At 67.0% G+C, this 19,562-nt stretch carries 19 protein-coding genes and 1 pseudogene; 10 read left to right on the top strand and 10 right to left on the bottom strand.

Features of this window, described 5'->3' with window-relative positions:
- Positions 1-7: 7 nt before the first annotated feature.
- Positions 8-1,753: a Cdc6/Cdc18 family protein gene (locus tag CNO20_RS20240; protein ID WP_101298027.1), complete on the bottom strand. Its 1,746-nt coding sequence runs from the start codon at positions 1,751-1,753 to the stop codon at positions 8-10.
- 1,750 nt (positions 1,754-3,503) lie between these two features.
- On the opposite strand from CNO20_RS20240, the gene CNO20_RS20235 reads away from it, so the two are divergent.
- The 5 genes from CNO20_RS20235 to CNO20_RS20220 all read left to right on the top strand — a co-directional run bounded on the left by CNO20_RS20235 (position 3,504) and on the right by CNO20_RS20220 (position 6,698).
- Positions 3,504-4,145, top strand: coding sequence for an Era-like GTP-binding protein (locus tag CNO20_RS20235; protein ID WP_101298026.1), 642 nt, complete (start codon positions 3,504-3,506; stop codon positions 4,143-4,145).
- A 6-nt stretch (positions 4,146-4,151) separates the two neighbouring features.
- Entirely contained in the window at positions 4,152-4,544 is a 393-nt protein-coding gene (locus CNO20_RS20230) for a DUF2073 domain-containing protein (protein WP_101298025.1), read from the top strand.
- Between the two features lie 9 nt (positions 4,545-4,553).
- Positions 4,554-5,360, top strand: a complete 807-nt coding sequence (locus tag CNO20_RS20225; protein WP_101298024.1) for an OapC/ArvC family zinc-ribbon domain-containing protein — start codon at positions 4,554-4,556, stop codon at positions 5,358-5,360.
- 448 nt (positions 5,361-5,808) lie between these two features.
- A complete protein-coding gene (locus CNO20_RS24560) occupies positions 5,809-5,898 on the top strand; it encodes a hypothetical protein (protein ID WP_449405052.1) in 90 nt (29 codons plus the stop codon).
- Positions 5,898-6,698, top strand: a complete 801-nt coding sequence (locus CNO20_RS20220) for a DUF7089 family protein (RefSeq protein ID WP_101298023.1) — start codon at positions 5,898-5,900, stop codon at positions 6,696-6,698. The genes CNO20_RS24560 and CNO20_RS20220 overlap by 1 nt, the downstream gene beginning before the upstream one ends.
- A gap of 173 nt (positions 6,699-6,871) precedes the next feature.
- On the opposite strand, the gene CNO20_RS20215 is transcribed toward CNO20_RS20220, so the two are convergent.
- Both CNO20_RS20215 and CNO20_RS20210 read right to left on the bottom strand, forming a co-directional pair.
- Entirely contained in the window at positions 6,872-7,450 is a 579-nt protein-coding gene (locus tag CNO20_RS20215; protein ID WP_101298022.1) for a DUF7090 family protein, read from the bottom strand.
- Positions 7,451-7,553: 103 nt separating this feature from the next.
- Positions 7,554-7,985, bottom strand: coding sequence for a DUF2391 family protein (locus CNO20_RS20210; RefSeq protein WP_101298021.1), 432 nt, complete (start codon positions 7,983-7,985; stop codon positions 7,554-7,556).
- 203 nt (positions 7,986-8,188) lie between these two features.
- Here CNO20_RS20210 and CNO20_RS20205 point away from each other — a divergent pair, with 203 nt between their 5' ends.
- Positions 8,189-8,869, top strand: a complete 681-nt coding sequence (locus tag CNO20_RS20205) for a class I SAM-dependent methyltransferase (RefSeq protein ID WP_101298020.1) — start codon at positions 8,189-8,191, stop codon at positions 8,867-8,869.
- Between the two features lie 180 nt (positions 8,870-9,049).
- On the opposite strand, the gene CNO20_RS20200 is transcribed toward CNO20_RS20205, so the two are convergent.
- The 3 genes from CNO20_RS20200 to CNO20_RS20190 all read right to left on the bottom strand — a co-directional run bounded on the left by CNO20_RS20200 (position 9,050) and on the right by CNO20_RS20190 (position 11,983).
- On the bottom strand, positions 9,050-10,606 hold the full coding sequence (locus CNO20_RS20200) for an FAD-dependent oxidoreductase (protein WP_101298019.1): 1,557 nt from the start codon (positions 10,604-10,606) through the stop codon (positions 9,050-9,052).
- Positions 10,607-10,856: 250 nt separating this feature from the next.
- A complete protein-coding gene (locus CNO20_RS20195; protein WP_143423306.1) occupies positions 10,857-11,051 on the bottom strand; it encodes a hypothetical protein in 195 nt (64 codons plus the stop codon).
- 20 nt (positions 11,052-11,071) lie between these two features.
- Positions 11,072-11,983 carry a sulfurtransferase gene (locus CNO20_RS20190; RefSeq protein WP_101298017.1) on the bottom strand — a complete coding sequence of 304 codons (912 nt, stop codon included), beginning with the start codon at positions 11,981-11,983 and terminating at the stop codon, positions 11,072-11,074.
- Between the two features lie 243 nt (positions 11,984-12,226).
- Between CNO20_RS20190 and CNO20_RS20185 the strand changes: the two genes are divergently transcribed.
- The gene (locus CNO20_RS20185) at positions 12,227-13,087 is read left to right on the top strand and encodes a sulfurtransferase (protein ID WP_101298016.1); all 861 of its coding nucleotides are present in this window, start codon (positions 12,227-12,229) and stop codon (positions 13,085-13,087) included.
- A gap of 36 nt (positions 13,088-13,123) precedes the next feature.
- On the opposite strand, the gene CNO20_RS22780 is transcribed toward CNO20_RS20185, so the two are convergent.
- A complete protein-coding gene (locus CNO20_RS22780) occupies positions 13,124-14,659 on the bottom strand; it encodes a stage II sporulation protein M (protein WP_143423305.1) in 1,536 nt (511 codons plus the stop codon).
- Positions 14,660-14,800: 141 nt separating this feature from the next.
- Here CNO20_RS22780 and CNO20_RS22775 point away from each other — a divergent pair, with 141 nt between their 5' ends.
- The gene (locus CNO20_RS22775; protein ID WP_143423304.1) at positions 14,801-15,421 is read left to right on the top strand and encodes a transcription antitermination protein; all 621 of its coding nucleotides are present in this window, start codon (positions 14,801-14,803) and stop codon (positions 15,419-15,421) included.
- A gap of 267 nt (positions 15,422-15,688) precedes the next feature.
- On the opposite strand, the gene CNO20_RS20175 is transcribed toward CNO20_RS22775, so the two are convergent.
- Entirely contained in the window at positions 15,689-15,958 is a 270-nt protein-coding gene (locus CNO20_RS20175) for a DUF7553 family protein (RefSeq protein ID WP_101298117.1), read from the bottom strand.
- 93 nt (positions 15,959-16,051) lie between these two features.
- On the opposite strand from CNO20_RS20175, the gene CNO20_RS23540 reads away from it, so the two are divergent.
- Together CNO20_RS23540 and uvrB are read left to right on the top strand one after the other, a co-directional pair.
- Entirely contained in the window at positions 16,052-16,216 is a 165-nt protein-coding gene (locus tag CNO20_RS23540) for a hypothetical protein (protein WP_199174944.1), read from the top strand.
- 157 nt (positions 16,217-16,373) lie between these two features.
- Positions 16,374-18,437, top strand: coding sequence for an excinuclease ABC subunit UvrB (uvrB, locus tag CNO20_RS20170; RefSeq protein ID WP_101298116.1), 2,064 nt, complete (start codon positions 16,374-16,376; stop codon positions 18,435-18,437).
- Positions 18,438-18,461: 24 nt separating this feature from the next.
- Here uvrB and CNO20_RS20165 read toward each other — a convergent pair whose 3' ends face one another.
- Together CNO20_RS20165 and CNO20_RS20160 are read right to left on the bottom strand one after the other, a co-directional pair.
- Positions 18,462-18,959 carry a GNAT family N-acetyltransferase gene (locus CNO20_RS20165; RefSeq protein ID WP_101298014.1) on the bottom strand — a complete coding sequence of 166 codons (498 nt, stop codon included), beginning with the start codon at positions 18,957-18,959 and terminating at the stop codon, positions 18,462-18,464.
- 217 nt (positions 18,960-19,176) lie between these two features.
- Positions 19,177-19,562, bottom strand: a pseudogene (locus CNO20_RS20160) (SPFH domain-containing protein); the annotation flags it as partial.

The following is a 19,562-nucleotide window of genomic DNA, read 5'->3' as shown; positions in this document are numbered from 1 at the left end:
GAAACCGTCAGTTGTCGAACCGGGCCTGCACGAACGGCTGCGCGTTCTCGATGTCGCCGAGACGGGAGTCCGAGAGGAGCACGGCCTCCGTCTCGTCGATCGGAACCGAGAGGCTGATCTCCTTCGTCCGGCCGTACCGGCCCTTGCTGACGACGACGGCGTTCACGATGCCGAGCATGTCGAGTTCGCTGATGAGGTCGGTCACGCGGCGCTGTGTGAGCACGTCGGCGTCGATCTCCTCGCAGAGACGCTTGTAGATGTTGAACACCTCGCCGGTGTTGATGTTGCGAACGCCGTTCTTCTCGAGGAGGATGATGGAAAAGAGGACGATCTTCGATTGGGTCGGGAGCGTCCGCACCACCTCGACGACGCGGTCGAGTTCGATCTTGTCCTGTGCCTGGCGGACGTGCGCCTCCTCGACCGTGTCCGCTTGACTCCGTTCGGCCAGTTCGCCCGCGGTTCGAAGGAGGTCGAGCGCCCGACGGGCGTCGCCGTGTTCCTGCGCGGCGAACGCCGCACAGAGGGGGATCACGTCCTCGGTGAGCGCGTCGGTCTTGAAGGCGATGTCGGCGCGGTGCTGGAGGATGTCGCGGAGCTGGTTCGCGTCGTACGGCGGGAAGACGATCTCCTCCTCGCCGAGGGAGGATTTGACGCGCGGATCGAGGAAGTCGGTGAACTTCAGGTCGTTGGAGATCCCCATGATGGAGATCCGGGAGTTGTCGAGCTCCGAGTTCATCCGCGAGAGGTTGTACAGCGTGTCGTCGCCCGATTTTTCGACGAGCTTGTCGATCTCGTCGAGCATGATGACGACGACGCGCTCGTTGTAATCGACGGCGTCGAAGAACGTCGAGTAGACGCGATCCGTCGGCCACCCGGTCATCGGAACGGCCTCCATCTCCTCTTCGTCGCGTTCGAGCGCCTCGATGCGGGCGTCGATCCCCCCGATTCCGTCGAACTCGGTCGTCGCGAGCCGAGTCGGGTCGTCCGTTGCCTCGGCTCTGAGGTCGCGGAGCGTCGCGAGGCGGCGTTCGATCCCCGCCTCGTTCTTCTCGATGAACTTATTGGCGAGCTGTGCGAGCACGCGGTACTGCGTGTCGGTCACCTCGCAGTTGATGTACTCGACCTCGCACGGGACGTCGTACTTCTGCGACGTCGATTCGAGCTCCTGGCTGACGAACTTCGCGCTCGCGGTCTTCCCCGTCCCGGTCTTTCCGTAGATGAGGATGTTCGAGGGCGTCTCCCCGCGGAGCGCCGAAACGAGAATCGTCGCCATCTGGTTGATCTGGTCGGTCCGGTGAGGGAGTTCGTGGGGGGTGTACGAGGGGCGCAGGACCTCCTTGTTCTCGAAGATCGGTTCTCCGGAGAGGAGATCGTCGAACAGCCCGCGGCTGTCACCCTCGTCGTCGTCGAGGACGACGTCGTTGAGACCGACACGTCGGATGCTGCCGTCTCGACCCGCTCCGGTTCGATCGCTTTCGTCGGGGGATTTTTTGTCGGCCGGTTCGGCGGACGTCCGATCGTTCGCCGGCCTGTCGTTCGCCGACCGGTCGTCGACTGACGGATTGTTGCTGTTGACCGACCGATTGTCGACCGGCGGATCATCGACTGATCGATTGTCGCCCGACGGTTCGTCGCTCGAAAGTTCGTCGCCAGTTCGTTTGTCACCGACCCGCTCGTCGCCGACTCGTTCGTCACCGGCCCGTTCTTCGCCAGCGCGCTCGCGCTCGCCCGTCTCGCGGGTCGTCCGGTCCATTGTGTGTTCGTCCAGTTCGCTGTCTGTCAGTTCGCTGTCTGTCGGTCCGTCAACCGCGGGTCCATTGCCCGTCGGTCCGTCGTCCGCCAGTCCGTCGCGCGCCGGTCGGCGTCCGGGATCATTCTGCGCGTGCCGGGGTTCAGCGCGGTCGGAAGCGTCACCGCGGTTTGAAACGTCGCCGCGGTCGGAGGCGTGATCTGAAGAGTGATCCGTCCGGTTCCCGTGCGAGCTTGCCGCGTCGTCGCGACCCCCGGACCGCCAACCGTCGTCGGATTCTGTGTCGTCCTCAGTCATTCGGTCAACCCCATCGTGAACCCCCTCGTTTCGAGTGGAGATCGCACCGCACGTGGTCGATATCCGCTACACACGCCCGCAACACCGCGGTCCGTGCACGGTCGACTCGCGCGGAACGTCCAGATGATGCAGACGAACCAGATGAACAGGAGGTACAAAAAGCTTGTCCATTCAGGGCACGTTCGGCCGCGTATCGGTCCGTACCACCCGAAATGGATCGTTTCGTCTGCCGAAACGGGACATTCACGGCCGCGGACTGAATATCGGAGTCTCCTTCTCGAAGATTGGCCGGAACCGAAGTAACTGCGCCGATCAGACCCGCTCGTCTCGATCAGCTCGTAGACTCGGACGAAAGCCGGACGCGCGCCCTCGATCGGAAGAATCGGAGGAAGACGGAGAGTGAAAGAGGGGGAATTAGGAAGGGACGTGAGTCGGGAGGGGGAACGATAGGCGATAAAAACGACCGGAGAGGGGGAAGTTCGAGAAGGTAGAACAGCGGTGCCGTTCGAGGTGAAAGCAGGGGCGTTCGAGGTCGCCGTTCGAGGCCGTCGTTCGAGTCCGCCGTTCGAGTCCGCCGTTCGAAAACAGCGTTCGAGAGCGGTGTTCCATCCGTCGTCCTATCCGTTCGCGCATCCGATCCCCACGCTGGCTGCGTCCGTGTCGTTCCTCCGACCGCGTCCGTGCCCTCCGACCGCGTCCATCCGCCGAATCCTCGGCCGTTTTGCGTCGGTTCTTGACGGTCCGCGGCGGTCCCAGTCGAACCGCCTCTCCGCTCGTCGAATCGACCCCTTCGTTTCCACTCGAACCCGAGACGTGGGCGACGGATCCGTAACAGCTCGTTTAGCGCGTCACCCCCCCACCCCTTCGTTTCGGGTGCAACGGAGCACGGGAGGGGAGGGGGTTCGACGTACTAGTCGGGAAACCTTTATGTGACACCTGCCACAATCATACCCGTAGTACTAGAAATTCTAGTAAATGGTATGGTGACAGTGGCTGCAAACAACCTCGGACCTGTTCGGTTTCGGTCGGTCGTGGCGTTTCCAGTCGAAACGAAGGGGTGGGGGAGGGGAGACGGACACGGTATCTCCGGGGTCGGCTCCCGACCGTGACGTTTCCAGTCGAAACGGGAGGCGTCGTGGCCGAGCGCCGTCTGAATGTCGGCGGCGATCGAGTCCGAGCTGATCGGATCATCCGGGTCGAACGTCAGCGGTAGGAAGTCAACGGTAGGAACGTCAACGGTAGGAACGTCAACGTAGCGTACTCAGTCCCGCGCGACGGAATCCGCGCCGCGTAACGGAATCAGTGCCGCGTAACGTGAACTTACCCTGCGCGGCGGGCGGGTAATCGTGTCTTAAAGCTGACGGTTGTCTGACGTAGTGCTTAAGTGAGCGGGGCGATGCTATACCCGCATACGCCCCTCCACGAACGGCGCTTCGTGAGGAGCGGGAGGTCACGGATGGGACTGCTCACAGATATCAAAGACAGCATTACGCGGGTCACGGAACGGCTGTTTTCGGCCAGCGAGCCCAAACGAATCGGCATCTACGGGCCGCCGAACGCCGGGAAAACGACCCTCGCGAACCGCATCGCCCGCGACTGGACCGGCGACGCCGTCGGACCCGAGAGCCATGTTCCACACGAAACGCGGCGCGCGCGCAGAAAGGAGAACGTCTCTATCGAGCGCAACGGCAGGACGGTAACGATCGACATCGTCGACACGCCCGGCGTCACGACCAAGGTCGATTACAAGGAGTTCCTCGAACACGACATGGAGAAGGACGACGCCGTCCGCCGCTCGCGGGAGGCGACTGAGGGCGTCGCCGAGGCCATGCACTGGCTCCGCGAGGACGTCGACGGCGTCATCTACGTGCTCGACAGCACGACGGATCCGTTCACGCAGGTGAACACGATGCTCATCGGCATCATCGAGAGCCGCGACCTGCCGGTGCTGATCTTCGCAAACAAGATCGACCTGGAGGAGTCGAACGTCCAGCGCATCGCCAACGCGTTCCCGCAGCACGAGACCGTCCCCCTCTCGGCGCTCGAAGGGGAGAACATGGACGAAGTGTACGACAAGATCGCGGAGTACTTCGGGTGATCGATCGTGCCTGAAGCAACATCAACCGACGCGAAGGACGACGGGGTTCAGATCGACCTGATAAGCGGCGAGCGCATGGACAGCCTTCGGAGCATGGAGAAGATCCGGCTCATCCTCGACGCCGTCCGCGAGGGCAACATCGTCATCCTCGAGGAGGGGCTCTCGCCCGACGAGGAGTCCAAACTCATCGAGGTGACGATGAGCGAGATCAGTCCCGACGAGTTCAACGGCATCGAGATCGAGACGTACCCGCGTTCGCAGGCCGGCGACAAGAGCTTCCTCGGCCGACTGATGGGCCGCGAGTCGACGAAGAAGCTGACGGTGATCGGTCCGGCGAACCAGATCCAGACGCTCCACAAGGACGAAAACCTCATCAGCGCGCTCGTCTCGCGGAAGTGACGCCCGCAGATGCCTCACCAGTGCACTAACTGCGGAAAGACCTTCGCCGACGGTTCGAAGGAGATGCTGTCGGGCTGTCCGCAGTGCGGCGGCAACAAGTTTCAGTTCCGACCGGCGTCGAGCGTTGACCGATCCGCCGACGCGAAAACGCGCTCTGCCGACGCCGCGACCGGATCCGACGCGATCGACTCCGACGCGGTCGAACTGGACGCGACCGAACCCGACACGGTCGAACCGGGCACGACCGAGCCCGACGCGGTCGAACACGCGACCGAAACCGACACGACTAGCTCCGAAACGACCGGAGGGGCGCGCGCGGCTGTTCGCGACTGGGTCGGTCTCCGCCGGGACGACCCGTCTCCCGCCTCCGAATCGGACGGTGCCGCGTCCGACGCGGAAACATCCGACACGGAACCGGCTTCGGAAACGCGCACCGTCGACACCGGTCCCGATGCCGGATCGAACACCGATTCGCTCGACGGCCCGACCGACGGTCCGGAGGATCGCGCGCAGGCGAGCGCGCGCAGCGACGTGGTGTCGCCGGAGGAACTCTCCGCGGCGCGCCGGACTGCGCCGCCGGAGACCGACGGGAGGGTCATAGAGCCGAAGAGCGACGACCGGCCCGACCTCGCCCAGCTTCGCGAGGAGCTCAACGATCAGTTCGAGAGCATCAAGATCCTCAGCCCCGGCCAGTACGAGCTAAACCTCATGGAGCTGTACGATCGCGAGGAGTACATCATCTCGCTGCAGGAGGACGGCCGGTACGTCATCGAAGTCCCCGACGCGTGGCGCAGCCACGATCCGGACGAGGACTGACCTCCCCCTCGACGCCGTTTCCGTTCACCCGTCACTCTCGTCCAACTGCCGTTTCCATCGGACCTCCCGTCTTCGGCCAACTCCCCGTCGCTCCAAACGTCCGATCGGGAACGCCCTCGCCCGCAATCACCTCGATCACCTCGATCGCTATACTCGCCCACCAGCCCCGATTCGACCCCTTCGTTTCGACTGGAAATCGGGCGACTCCGGCCGAGGCTGTTCACGAACCTGCCGCGCCACGCCGATCGATTCCGGGATTTTCCGCCGTCGGTACGAGCGACCGTGTTCCACCCGAAACGAAGGGGTGTCGGAGGGAGACACGGAGGAAGACACGGACCGAAGTCATCGCCGGTCGCCAGACGTCCGAGAGTCGGGCCGGGGCCGAGTGCCGCGCGTGTCTCCGGTGTGGATTGAAGCTTTTATGCGCTCGCGGCGACAGCGTGTGAACATGAGCCAAGCGACGAAAATCGTGCTCGGAACCGTCGGCGTCTCGGCCGTCCTCGCGTTCGCGATCCTCTTCGGCATCGCCTTCGCCTGATGTTTTTGGAACGGTCGCTCCCCGACGACCTCGCGGCCGTTCGCGCGGAACGCGCCCCCGATTCTCCGGTCCTCGACGTCGACCGCGACTTCGAGACGCTACCGCCCGCGGCCGCGGAGGATCTCGGCCTGCTGGTCGACGCGCTCGACCCGGCGGCGTACCCGTCGGAGTGGTTACCGGACGACGCCCCGCGGCCCCTGATCCGGTACGCGGGCGGCGACTTCACCGTCGGGATGCCCGGCGACGGCACGGTCGCGTGGACCCGTCAGACGGCGCCGCCGACCGTGCTCGTGAAAGCTCGGGCGAGCGGCACCCCCGAGGATTTCCTCGACTTTCTGATCGCGGAGGCGTTCGTCCGGATCGACCTCGGCGTCCCCGAGCACTTCCTGCCGTTCTTCGGGGAGAAGTACCGCGCTCTCGACGCCGCAATTCCGCTCGGTCCGGGCGACGTCTACCAGATCGCCGCCGCGCTGTACGAGGCCTGGGTCGGCCTGCAGACCAGGGAGGCGTTCGAGGGGTGGGCGGACGACTACCCGCGCCTGTACGAAGCCTGGATCGACGCCGGAGCGCGGCTCGAAGGGCGGCTCGCGGACCTCCCGCGCGCCGTCGCGAGCGGCCGGACGGATTTCGCGGACGCGACGGAGTTCGCCTGCTCGGCGATCAAGCACGGCCTCGACCTTCCGGCCCCCTTCTCGGCGCTCGACACGAGCGCGTACCTCGATCACGGTCCCGACTACGCCGTCAGGTGGGCGGAGAAGACGTTCGAGAAGCTGCGGGAGGCGGACGGGGAGCGGGAGTAGTGTACAGGGGTCGCCGTCCGGCGGAAGTTCGAAATTTCGCGCGGCGGAAGTCCCGGATAGACCGGTTAAAAACCACGACTGCGCCGGCTGATGCCTACGATCGAACCGGCTGAAATCCGAGATTCGGTTCGGAGAGGCTGAAACCGAGATTCGGCCCGGAGACCGACCGCCGCTCAGAATTCGGTTTCGACGCTCCCGTCCTCGTTGAGATCGACGACGCCGTCGAAGAGCTCGCGGAAGCGGTCCTGCGTCTCCCGATCGTGGACCTCCTTCGAGAGGTGGAACAGCCCGACCGCGTCGTGTTCTTTCAGGAGTTTACAGAGCTCCTCGGCGGCCTCGTAGGTGCTCTCCTCGTCGGCGTAGTAGGCCATCTCGGTCAGCGAGTCGACGCTGATCCGCCGTTTGCCCGGGTGGTTCGTGAGGAACCGCCGCGTCTGCTCGATGATCCCGTCGAGGTCGTCCGGCGCCGAGACGTAGTGGACGTGGTCGGCGCTCCGCCGGGAGTAGCCGCGCTCGATGGAGAGCGTGTCGAGGATGACGGCGCGCGACTCGTCGACCTCGTAGTATTCGAGCTTCTGTTCCACCTCCCGGGCGGTCGTCCGGGTCGAGATGACGAGGAACGCGTCGGTGTCGGTCTTGAAGAAATCGGTGTCTATGCGGTCCGTCTCGCCGATGCTCGGGTGGAGCAAAAGTACGCACGTGCCGCCGGGAATCGTCTCCGGCGCGCTCTCGATGGCGAGGGCGTAATCCATACCTGACAGAGCGAGTGAATCGACTTAAGACTGAGGGCTTCCCTTCGCGCGATTAGCCGTCCGGGACGTTCGCGGTGTGCGTCAGTGCGTGCCGAACTGTGGGTCAAAAGACGCTGTCGGCGGTCGCCGCGCCGACGACGCTGAACACCGCGCCGACGCTCACGGCCTTGAGCGTGATGAGCACCGTCGGAATCAGCGCGCCTCCAGTCGTCTCCGAGAGGAAGGTGTCCGGCGCGTCGAAGGCGAGCGCGAGGATCGTAACCGAGAGATACGAGACGGCGATGAGCGAGACGAACCGCAGCGGCACGCCGGCGATGTCGGCCTCCCGATCGGGGTCCCGCGTGTCCGCTTTGTACAGCGCGCCGTATCCGATCCCCAGGACGATACCGACCGTTAAAAGCGCCTGCAGTCCGGACATCTGTGTCGCAAGCGTCCACACTTCCTCTGTGACGACGAACGGTCCGGCGAGCAGGAAGCCGCCGACGACCTGCTGGGCCGTGTCGGCGAGCGCGAACCGCCGGTGTTTGCCGACCATACCTGCCGGTCGCAACGCACGCTTTTAACTCTCGCGCACCCGAGACCCGGTCGCGCGGATCACGAACGTGCGCGGCTCACGAACTCCCACGACCCACGAACCCGTGCGGTTCACCGGTCCGAAACGGGGAGTCCGGCGGACGCGGACCCTCCCCTCCGACGGCGCTCCGAACGCGTTTAGTTCCCCGCCGCCGACCGTGGCGTATGAGCGTCCGCGAGGAGTTCGACGCCTGGGCGGCCGACGGCCGCGACAGGGGGATGGAAGAGCGACACTGGCACACCGCGAAGCAGGCGCTCGCCCGGATGCCCGTCGAGGAGGGCGACGTCGTCCTCGACCTCGGCACCGGCAGCGGCTACGCGGCCCGCGCGCTCCGCGAGACGAAGGGCGCGGACCGGGCGTACGGCCTCGACGGCGCGCCGAAGATGGCCCGAAACGCCCGAGGGTACACCGACGATTCCGCCGTGGGGTTCGTCGTCGGCGACTTCGACGACCTCCCATTCGCCGACGACAGCGTCGATCACGCCTTCTCGATGGAGGCGTTCTACTACGCCGCCGACCCCGAGCGCACCCTGGAGGAACTCGCGCGGATCATCCGCCCGGGCGGGACCTTCTTCTGCGCCGTGAACTACTACGAGGAGAACGTCCACTCCCACGACTGGCAGGAGTTCATCGAGGTCGAGATGACCCGCTGGGACCGAGCGCGGTACCGCGAGGCGTTCCGAAGCGCCGGCTTCCACGTCGTCGAACAGGACAACGTCCCCGACCTCGACGTCGACATCCCGCCGGCCGACGCGTTCCCGACGGACGACTGGGAGTCGCGCGAGGAGATGGTCGAGCGCTACCGGACGTACGGGACGCTCCTGACTGTCGGCGTGGTTCCCTGACGGCCGGTGTGATCCCCTGACTGTCGGCGTGGTCCCCTGACCGTCGGCACGGTTCCCTGACGGTCGGCGTGAACCCGTGACCTGCGCCCGCTAGTCCGTTCTCCCTCGCTTCTCCGGAGATCGCCGATCGCCTCCGAGGCGTTCGCGCCGAATCACTTTGTATCGCGCGTCGGCACCGAGTCACTCCGCGTCGCGCGTCGGCAGGTCGCGAACCGCCGGTCCGTCGATGACATGTCCGTCGTAGCCGAACCGCGACCCGTGACAGGGGCAGTCCCACGTCCGCTCGCCGTCGTTCCACTCGAGGACGCAGTACATGTGCGGACAAACCGCCGAGACGGCGTGGAGCTCCCCCCCTTCGTCTCGGTACGCGGCGACGGGTTCGCCCCCTTTCCGCGAGACTTTCGCTTCGCCCCTCGGCAGATTCCGGAGGTCGTTTCCGAGCGGCTTGGTGAGCCAGTCGCCGACGAACTCCTTCGCGACGTTCGCGTTCTGCGTCGCGAACTCCCGCGCGGACGGGCCGAGCGTCACGCGGGCGGGATCGAACACCTCCGCCCAGGGGTTGCCGTCGCCGCGGATCAGATCGGAGAGGATCATCCCGGCCGCGGTGCCGCTCGTCATCCCCCACCCGCCGAAGCCCGTGCCGACGTAGACGTTCCGTGCCGTCGGGCCGATCTTCCCGACGTACGGCACCTTGTCGACGGAGACGTAGTCCTGCGTCGACCACCGGTACTCGATCGACTGCACGTCGAAGTGACGGCGCGCGGCTTGCTCCAGCTTCCGGTACCGCTTGCTCGTGTCGCCGCCCTGGCCGGTCTTGTGGTTCTGTCCGCCGACGAGCGTCAGCGTCTCGCCGTCGATCTCGTGCGTTCGAACCGAGAAGTACTGCCGTCCGGTCCGGTAGAACATCCCCTCTCTCGGCGGGTCGTCGACTCTCGCGGCCAGCACGTACGACCGTTTCGGGTGCATCCGCGCGAAGTACAGCGCCGGATCCGACATCGGAAAGTGGGTCGCGACGACCACCGCGTCCGCGCGCACCTCGCCCCGGTCGGTCGACACGCGGCACCGCCGCCCGTCGTCGATGTCGAGCGCGCGGGTGTCCTCGTAGATCCGCCCGCCGTTTTCGGTCAGCGACGCCGCGAGGGAGAGCAGGTACTCCCGCGGGTGGAATTGCGCCTGGTCGTCGAAGCGGACCGCGGCCGCCGCGTCGGCGTCGAGCGGCAGCGACTCCGCGTACTCCGCGGGCAGACCGACCTTCCGCGCCGCCTCGACCTCCCGTTTGACTTTCCGCTTCTTCTCGGGCGAGTCGACGTACGTGTACGCCGGTAGGCGACGGAACCCGCAGTCGATCCCCTCGCGCTCGACCCGTTCTGCGACGTGTTCCTTCGCGGCCTCGTTGGCCCGCGCGTACTGCCGCGCCCTCCGCTCGCCGAACGAGGAGACGAGGGTATCGTAGAGCAGCCCGTGCTGGGAGGTGAGCTTCGCGGTCGTCTTGCCGGTGACGCCCTCCAGGATGCGGCCGCGTTCGAGGACGGCGACGCGCTGGCCGGCCTCGGCGAGCAGCGTCGCGGCCGTCAACCCGACGATACCGCCCCCGATGACCGCGGTATCGACGGCCGCCCCGCCGTCGAGCGGGCCGTAGTCGGTTTCCGGTGTCGTCCCGAGCCAGAGGGACGTGCGTTCGCCCGGCATCGACTGTGCGCCCGCGCCGCCGGAGTCGGAGTCGTCTTTCGGAGTCATTGGTTTCCGTCGCGTGTCCGTCGGAGAGGAGCAGACGAACGATCGTACGGCACCAGATGGAATAAACCTCGGCAAATTTAAGTGAAAAAGAATTTCTCGGGCGACGTGATCCGCGGTCGTTGCCGGCGTCGGTGCGGAGTGTGCGGTCACACCTCGGGCCGCCATCGGGTTCGGTCCCCCGATCGTCAATCGGAATCGACGACGCGCCGTTCCCGTCGACCCCTCCGTTTCGTCTCCAGCAACGGACTGGTCACCGACGACGACACATCGATTCCGGAAGATCCCCTTCGGAGACGGCGATGCGGACGACGTCGCGGACGCCGCCGCAGAAGATGTCGCGGACGCCGCAGACGCCGCAGACGCCGCCACAGAGGATGTTGCGGACGCCGCGGTTCTCTCTACGCGCCGGTCCGATCGCTGGCTTCGCCCTTTCCGTCTGCCTCACCCTCGTCCTCGCCGCCTGCTTCACTCCCCGCCGCTCGCTTCACCCTCGACGGGTCCCCCGCGGGCCTCCCACTCGGTGAGGCTCCCCTCGTAGAACGCGAGGTTCTCGTACCCGAGGTATCGGAGGACCAGGTACGTGTGGCTGATCCGACGGGCGGTGTTGCAGTAGAGGACGATCCGCTTTTCGGGTACGATTCCGTGATCTTCGAGGATCGCCTCCAGCTCCTCGCGGGGTTTCAGCCCGCGGCTCTCGTCGTCGACGAGTTCGCGCCAGTCGAGCTGGACCGCGCCGGGGATGTGCCCCTCCTCGTACTCCCACGGCTCGCGGGTGTCGACGATGACCGCGTCGGAGTCGATCGCCTCCATCACCGTCTCGTAATCCACGAGCGGCGAGCGTTCGGGCTCGCGGACCTCGTACGCCGTCGGCTCGACCCCGGTCGGCTCCTGCGTCGTCTCGCGCTCGCGGCTCCACGAGCTGTAATCGCCGTTCAGGAGGTGGAGATCCCGGTGGCCGTACAGCTCCGCGGTCACGAGAAACCGCGCCGCGAAGACGCCGTGGGTGTCGTCGTAGGCGACGAGCGCGTCGTCCGCGGCGACGCCGGCCTCGCTCATGAGCCGCTCCCACACGTCCGCCCCGGGGAGCATCCCCTCGTCGTCCGCTGTGGCGGATTCCCCGCCGCCCGTTCCGGCGGACCCCTCGTCTCCCGCTCGGGCGGATTCTCCGTCGTCCCCTCCGGCGGACTCCGCGTCCGCGCCCCCGTCGTCGGACGCCTCTGACGGTCCACCCCTGCGAAACTCGTCGAACGGGACGTTCACGGCTCCGGGAACGTGCCCGATGCCCTCGAATTCCCACTCGTCGCGCACGTCGACGACGCGCACCTCGTCGAGGTGGTCTTCGAGCCACTCCGCCGACACGACGACGTTCTCGTACATGCGTCGGTGTAAACGTCCCCCCGATTTAGCTCCTCATCTTCCGGCGGCCGTCCGAACTACTGGCAAAACGTGCCGGATGATCGTCGGCTCACACCCGCCCGTCCGACCGAAGCGAACAACCGCGCGACGCGGGGTCGTGCCACAACCCCAACACGCGGCAACATCTTCCTCAAAGCCAGACGAATGGCCGTACATGCCGGGTGTATTGGTATTATGCCGGGGGGCCGCGTATAGCTACGCGCAATGTCAGATTACGCGAAGGACGTGCTCGTTTCGGCGGACTGGGTCGAAGACCACCTGGACGAGTTCCAGAGCGACGACCCCGACTATCGACTGGTCGAGGTCGACGTCGACACCGAGGCGTACGAGGAGGGCCACGCGCCGGGCGCGATCGGATTCAACTGGGAGACGCAGCTGCAGGATCAGACGACGCGGGACATCCTCGACAAGGAGGACTTCGAGGAGCTGCTCGGCAGCCACGGGATCAGCGAGGACTCGACGGTCGTCCTCTACGGCGACAACTCCAACTGGTTCGCCGCCTACACCTACTGGCAGTTCAAGTACTACGGCCACGAGGACGTCCGCCTGATGAACGGCGGCCGCGACTACTGGCTTGACAACGACTACCCGCTCACCGAGGACGTGCCGGACTTCCCCGAGGTCGAGTACAACGCCCGCGGCCCGTACGAGTCCATCCGCGCGTACCGCGACGACGTCGAGAAGGCGATCGACAAGGGCCTGCCGCTCGTCGACGTCCGCTCGCCCGAGGAGTTCAGCGGCGAGATCCTCGCCCCGCCGGGACTGCAGGAGACCGCCCAGCGCGGCGGCCACGTCCCGGGCGCGAAGAACATCTCGTGGGCGGCTACGGTGAACGACGACGGCACGTTCAAGTCGGCCGACGAGCTCCGCGAGCTCTACGAGCCCGAGGGCGTCACCGACGACCAGGACGTCATCGCCTACTGCCGCATCGGCGAGCGCTCGTCCATCGCGTGGTTCGCGCTCCACGAGCTACTCGGCTACGACAACGTCACCAACTACGACGGGTCGTGGACCGAGTGGGGCAACCTCGTCGGCGCGCCGATCGAGAAGGGCGACGGGCAGTAGCCCGCCCCGAACCGGTCCGACAGTTTTTGCCGACGGCTACCCGCCGAGCACCAGCGCCGCGACCCGCGGCGTCAGGAACGCCTCGACGAACGCGGCGACGACGAACACGAGCGCCAGCCCGAGCAGTACGTCGAACGCCCGTCCGATCTCCTCGCCCACGCTCGCCGCGTCCCGCCGTCCCCGAAGCGCGTCCCAGCCGACGCGTCCGAGGTGGAATCCGAGCCCCCCGGCGACGGCGATAGCCGGGAGCTCGATGACGCCGTGCGGTGCGACGAGCGCCAGGAAGGCGACGCCGTCGAACACCCCGGCCAGCGCCCCGACGACGACGCCGTTGAAGAGCAGGGTGGTCGCGGTCGGCACCCCCAGCGCGACGCCGCCGTAGGCCGCGCTCGCGCCGACGAGCCAGTTGTTGGCGGCGATGTTGACGAACGGACCGACCGGGATCGCTCCGAACACGTTCAAAACCTCCCCCGGCGGATCGATCTGGACGCCGTAGGGAGCCGTGGTCAACCACCCGGCGGCGACTCCGAGGCCGAGACACGCGAGCCCGGCGAGGTTCGCGGCGGGGTGGGACCGGACGAACGCCCCGAGGCGTCGCCACCCCCGACGGAACGCCCCGACGACCCGCCGTCGGGGCGGTTCGTCCCGTTCCCGCTCCGGTGGCTCTCCCTCTGGGAGCTCCCCCGCCGGAAGCGACCGCTCCGGAAGTCCCCGCTCGGCGTACAGGGACGTCTTGAACCCGTCGACGATCGGAACCACCGCGAGCGTCGCGATCACGGCGGCGGCCTGCGGCGCGCCGGCGAGGTTGAACGCGGCCGTCAGGGTCCCGCTCAGGACGAGCGCCGCGCCCGCGACGATCGCGTAAAAGAGGAACGCGACCGGGCGGCGGACGGCGAACCCGGCGCTCCGCCGGACGGCGCGGAGGACTCCCGCCCCCTCGACGACGACCGCCTGGCCGACGAACGCCAGCGCGAGCGTCACGAGCAGGGCGAGGAGCGCGGAGAGGAGCCCGGCGAGAAGGGCGAGCGCGATTCCGACGGGGCCCGGCGGCGCGAGGAGGACGCCGAAGAGCAGGGGCGTCCCGGCGAGGCCGAAAAGCGCCGCACGCAGGACGCCGAGCCCGACGAAGGCGCGCCAGTGGCGTGCGATCCCCGCGACGCCCTCGGTGAGCGGGTCGTCGCCGCGGAGCGCGGCGTACACCGCGCCGAGCGTGGCGGCCGCGGCGGCGGCGCGGGCGAGAAGCAGGAGGATGATCGACGCGAGCGCCACCGTTCCGAGGATGCCGAGCACAGACGGGGTGACCAGGCCGCCGATCGCCTCCAGCAGCCCCGGCGGGACGGATTCCGGGCTCTCCGGGTCGAACCCAGATCGGTCGAGTCGACGCAGTTCGCTGACGAGGGGGTCGATCCGGCCCTGCGAGTCGAGCAGGACGAACGCGGCGCCCGCCCCGACGAGGATCGGGGCGCGGGCGACGACGATCGCGCCCGTGGCGAGCAGGTAGAAGGGGAGCACGGTTCCGGCGCGTCGGACCGGAATCCCGAGTCCCGATCGGAGGGCTGTCGAAACGTTCACACGGCCCCCTCGGTCGCCGACGCCGTATGTTTTCGCCCTCGCCGGTGCGGATCGATCCGAACGTCCATCTTCCTTCCGGGGTGCCGCGGACCGCGACTCCCGCCCGATGCTTACAAGCGGGGAGCGGTCGTACCCCGCCGCATGGACGGACCGACCTTTGCCGACAGGCTTCGCGAGGACAACGAAACGGCGCTCTCCAGGCTCGGCTCCTCGAAGTCGCTGTACGCGCTCACCGGCGGCGAGATGGACGCGCCGAGCGTCCGCGCGGCGGCCCACGGCGAGGCCGAGAGCGCGCGCGTCATCTTCCGGGAGTGGGCCGAAACCGAGTCCAGTGACGACGCCGCGGACCTCTTCGCCGCGGTCGCCGAGGCCGAGGACCGCCACCGCGACGAGATCGGCTCCGAGGAGGGTACTCCCGACACCGACCGGCCGATGTACGAGACGCTCGCCGGGTTCGACGACACCGTAGAGCGCGTCGCCGGGCTGCTCGCCCGCTCGATGGTGGCGAAGAAGACCGCAGAACAGGTGGTCGGCTTCTTCGTCGGCAGCGCCCAGACCTCCTCGGCAGACAGGTTCCGCGGCGTCCGCGACGACTTCGGCGACCAGGCCGACGAGGCCGTCCGCGTGCTCGACGAGGTCTGCGAGCGCGACGAAGACTGGGAACGGGCCGAAACCGCCGCGAGCGCCGTCGTGGAGGCCGCCTACGACGAGTACGTCGAGACGCTCGAATCGATGGGCGTCAAGCCGAAGAACGTCTGCTGACCGTCGCCGCCGCCTCTGATTGTCGCCCCCACCTCTGATTGTCGCCGCCGCCCCCGACCGTCGCTGCCACCCCGAGCGTTCGATCTCCACCTTCTTCCGGTCGTTGTCACTTCCAGCCGCGCGCGGCACCGCCGCTCGTCCTCCCACTCTCTGTCTGAGCAGTAGAACCCCGACTCCCTCGTCCGGTTTCCACCGGAAACGAAGGGGTTCGGGTCGCGTTACCACGCCCGTTTCGGACCGCCGTGCGTCCCCGTCCGCCGTGCGTCGCTACACCCCCTCGACGGTCTTTCGGTACTCCTTCACGTGCTCGCGGGCCGCCTGAACGCGGTCCTTCGCCTCGCCGTCGAGCTCTCCCGCGAGCTCGTGCAGGACGTTCATGTGCCGGTCGAGGCGTCCGTGGTCGGGCCCGCGCTCGGCGCTCGCCAGCTTCGCCAGCTGGTTCGACTGGTCGTACAGCCGCTCCTGCACCTCTCCGTCGACCCGCTCGCTCGCCTGTCGGAGTTCGTCGCTCGCCTTCTGCAGTTCTTCCCGTGTCATGGTTGCGCACGAGTACGCGCGCTCCGGCGAAAAGTGTTTGTCGACCGGCGGATATCGCGACGGAGCCATACCCTCGGGCGACGTAGCGTTCCTATGCCGTCGAAACGCCGCCTCCGGTGTGCCGTCTGCGGCCGCGACTTCGATACGCCGGACCCGTTACGGACGCACCGTCGGCGACACCACCCGAGGGCGGCGGACGAGGTCCGCTGGTGGATGGTCTCGGAGGAACCGGACGTCCTCCCGTTCGAGGGCCGCTGATTCGCGGATCGCGGACCGCCTTGCCGAGCCGTCGCGCCGGGGAGAATTCCGCTGCAGGCGCCTCATCGTCGTCGATCCGCCTCTGAACGTATCGACATTCCGAATATACGGTCCAAGCGTGCCCGTCAAGTGCTTCCGCCCCCTTCACACACGCACCGTGAGCGACAGTCATTCGGGAGCCCTACAGCCGGACCGCCCCGGGGCCGGCAACGAGTTCCGCGTCGACGCCCCCTTCGAACCCGCCGGGGACCAGCCCGAGGCCATCGAGCAGTTGGCCGACGGGTTCGCCTCCGGCATGGAAAAGCAGACGCTGCTCGGCGTGACCGGCTCCGGCAAGACCAACACCGTCTCGTGGGTGATCGAGGAGATACAGAAGCCGACCCTCGTCATCGCCCACAACAAGACGCTCGCCGCACAGCTGTACGAGGAGTTCCGGAACCTCTTTCCGGACAACGCCGTCGAGTACTTCGTCTCCTACTACGACTACTACCAGCCCGAAGCGTACATCGAGCAGACCGACACGTACATCGACAAGGACATGTCCATCAACGAGGAGATCGACCGGCTGCGCCACTCGGCCACCCGGTCGCTCCTCACCCGCGACGACGTGATCGTCGTGGCGAGCGTCTCGGCCATCTACGGGCTCGGCGACCCGCGCAACTACAGGGAGATGGCGCTGGAGCTCGAAGTGGGCCAGGAGATCGACCGCGACGAGCTCCTCCGGCGGCTCGTCGACCTCAACTACGAGCGCAACGACGTCGACTTCACGCAGGGCACGTTCCGCGTCCGCGGCGACACCGTCGAGGTGTTCCCGATGTACGGTCGCTACGCCGTCCGCGTCGAGTTCTGGGGCGACGAGATCGACCGGATGATGAAGATCGACACGCTGGAGGGCGAGGTCAAATCGCAGGAGCCCGCCGCCCTGATCCACCCCGCGGAGCACTACTCGATCCCCGAGGAGAACCTCCGGCGGGCGGTCGAGGAGATCGAGGAGCTGATGGAAGAGCGCGTCCGCTACTTCCAGCGGCAGGGCGACCTGATCGCCGCCCAGCGGATCGAAGAGCGGACGACCTTCGACCTGGAGATGCTGCGCGAGACGGGTTACTGCTCGGGCATCGAGAACTACTCGGTCCACCTCTCTGACCGCGATCCGGGCGACCCGCCGTACACGCTGCTCGATTACTTCTCCGAGGACTTCCTCTGCGTCATCGACGAGTCCCACCAGACGATCCCCCAGATAAAGGGGCAGTTCGCCGGCGACAAGTCGCGGAAGGACTCGCTCGTCGGCAACGGCTTCCGCCTCCCCACGGCGTACGACAACCGCCCGCTCACGTTCGAGGAGTTCGAGGAAAAGACCGCGAAGACGCTCTACGTGAGCGCCACGCCGGGAGACTACGAGCGCGAGCGCTCGGAGCGGATCGTCGAGCAGATCGTCCGGCCGACCCACCTCGTGGATCCGAAGGTCGAGGTCGCAGACGCGACAGGCCAGGTCGACGACCTCATGGACCGCATCGACGAGCGGATCGAGCGCGACGAGCGCACCCTCGTGACGACGCTCACGAAGCGGATGGCGGAGGATCTCACCGAGTACCTGGAGGAGGCGGGCGTCGACGTGGCGTACATGCACGACGAGACGGACACGCTCGAACGGCACGAGCTCATCCGCGACCTCCGACTCGGGAACATCGACGTGCTCGTCGGCATCAACCTCCTCCGCGAGGGGCTGGACATCCCCGAGGTGTCGCTCGTCGGCATCCTCGACGCCGACCAGGAGGGCTTTCTCCGCTCCGAGACGACGCTCATCCAGACGATGGGCCGCGCGGCGCGGAACGTCGAGGGCGAGGTGATCCTCTACGCCGACGAGACGACGGACGCGATGGCGTCGGCGATCGACGAGACTCAGCGCCGCCGCCGGATCCAGCGGGAGTTCAACGAGGAGCACGGCTACGAGCCGCAGACGATCCAGAAGGAGGTCGGCGAGGCGAACCTGCCGGGCAGCAAGACCGACACCGGCGGCGTCACCCGGGAGTCGCCCGAGACCGACGAGGACGCGGCTCGTCAGGTCGAGCTGCTCGAAGAGCGGATGCGCGAGGCCGCGGACAACCTGGAGTTCGAGCTCGCGGCGGACATCCGCGACCGCATCCGCGATCTGCGCCGGGAGTTCGACCTCGGGGGGACGGACCGCGACGAGGGCGTCGCGCCGGAACCCGAGGACTTCTGATCCGGCGAGGCGCGCGGTCCTCGCTCACCCCTCTCGATCCAACTCCTTCGCGTAGACGTTCTCCGCGTACGTCTCCTCGCCCATCGTCACCTCGCCCTCGTCCACCTTTTCGAAGCCCAGTCGGCGGTAGAACTCGTTGCCCATCTCGTTGTCGGCGAGGACGATGGCCTGAAGCTCCTTCATGTTGAAATCGAGCAGATCGTCGCGCATCCGCTCGTGCAGCCTCGTGCCGATCCCCTCGTGCCACCGGTCGGGATCGACGTACATCCGGAGGATGTCGCCCCTGTCCGCCTCGACGACGCCGTGGCAGAAGCCGACGATCTCCCCGGCGTCGTCGGCGACGAGAAACGCCGTCCCCGGCGTGTCGAGCGCGCCCCTGAGCGTCGTCTCGGAGTACCACTCCGCGAGCGTCTCGGCGATCGTCTCCTCCCCGAGGACGTCGGCGTACGTCGCCTCCCACGCCCGCCTCGCGACGCGCTGTATCGCCTCGATGTCGTCCGTCCGCGCTGGTCTGATCTCCATGCGTGCCACATCGTCGCACAGGCGATTAGCGGTTGCGAAAATCAAGCTCCGTTGCGTTACTAACGCCGACGTTTCAATTTTCGTCCGTGTAGCGTGACGCTCCCGGGGCGGAGACGGTAGTCGTCCGCCACACCGTCGCTCGTCTGCCGGCAGTCGCTCGCCGGCAATCGTCGGCCGCCCGTCGATGCTGACCCGACAACCGGCTCGATCGCTCGCTTCACTCGGTCCGCGCCGCGGCCGACTCGAAGACGACCTCGTCGCCGGCACCGCCCCCGTTCGCCCCGTCGATCGTTTCGTCGATTTCGCCGAGGATCTCCTCGATGTCGTCGAGCCCGAGCATCTCGCGCGTCTCCTCGTCGAAGCCCTGGCTTTCGAGCCCTTCGATATCCTGCACGTCGCTTCCAGAGAGCTGCCTGCCGTAGCGGCCCACCAGCGAGGTGAGTTCCTGCGGCAGGACGAACGTGGTGGAGTCGCTTTCGCCGATGCTCTGGAGCGTCTCCATCCCCTTTTCGATGATCGCGCGCTCGCCCATCGATTCGGCGGATTTCGCGCGCAGCACGGTCGAGATGGCGTCGCCCTGCGCTTCGAGGATCTGGCTCTGTT

Source organism: Halegenticoccus soli (genome assembly GCF_002844195.1).
Lineage (GTDB): Archaea > Halobacteriota > Halobacteria > Halobacteriales > Haloferacaceae > Halegenticoccus > Halegenticoccus soli.
The sequence above is the reverse complement of the archived record's forward strand: the minus strand, read 5'-3'. Positions and strand labels throughout refer to the sequence as shown.

Coding starts and splice junctions, on each gene's coding strand:
- CNO20_RS20225 (WP_101298024.1), top strand. CDS start 4,554: ATGCCTCACCAGTGCACTAACTGCGGAAAGACCTTCGCCGACGGTTCG.
- CNO20_RS20190 (WP_101298017.1), bottom strand. CDS start 11,983: ATGTACGAGAACGTCGTCGTGTCGGCGGAGTGGCTCGAAGACCACCTC.
- CNO20_RS20240 (WP_101298027.1), bottom strand. CDS start 1,753: ATGGACCGGACGACCCGCGAGACGGGCGAGCGCGAGCGCGCTGGCGAA.
- CNO20_RS23540 (WP_199174944.1), top strand. CDS start 16,052: ATGCCGTCGAAACGCCGCCTCCGGTGTGCCGTCTGCGGCCGCGACTTC.
- CNO20_RS20205 (WP_101298020.1), top strand. CDS start 8,189: ATGAGCGTCCGCGAGGAGTTCGACGCCTGGGCGGCCGACGGCCGCGAC.
- CNO20_RS20185 (WP_101298016.1), top strand. CDS start 12,227: ATGTCAGATTACGCGAAGGACGTGCTCGTTTCGGCGGACTGGGTCGAA.
- CNO20_RS22775 (WP_143423304.1), top strand. CDS start 14,801: ATGGACGGACCGACCTTTGCCGACAGGCTTCGCGAGGACAACGAAACG.
- CNO20_RS20215 (WP_101298022.1), bottom strand. CDS start 7,450: ATGGATTACGCCCTCGCCATCGAGAGCGCGCCGGAGACGATTCCCGGC.
- CNO20_RS20165 (WP_101298014.1), bottom strand. CDS start 18,959: ATGGAGATCAGACCAGCGCGGACGGACGACATCGAGGCGATACAGCGC.
- CNO20_RS20210 (WP_101298021.1), bottom strand. CDS start 7,985: ATGGTCGGCAAACACCGGCGGTTCGCGCTCGCCGACACGGCCCAGCAG.
- CNO20_RS24560 (WP_449405052.1), top strand. CDS start 5,809: ATGAGCCAAGCGACGAAAATCGTGCTCGGAACCGTCGGCGTCTCGGCC.
- CNO20_RS20200 (WP_101298019.1), bottom strand. CDS start 10,606: ATGACTCCGAAAGACGACTCCGACTCCGGCGGCGCGGGCGCACAGTCG.
- CNO20_RS20220 (WP_101298023.1), top strand. CDS start 5,898: ATGTTTTTGGAACGGTCGCTCCCCGACGACCTCGCGGCCGTTCGCGCG.
- CNO20_RS20235 (WP_101298026.1), top strand. CDS start 3,504: ATGGGACTGCTCACAGATATCAAAGACAGCATTACGCGGGTCACGGAA.
- CNO20_RS20175 (WP_101298117.1), bottom strand. CDS start 15,958: ATGACACGGGAAGAACTGCAGAAGGCGAGCGACGAACTCCGACAGGCG.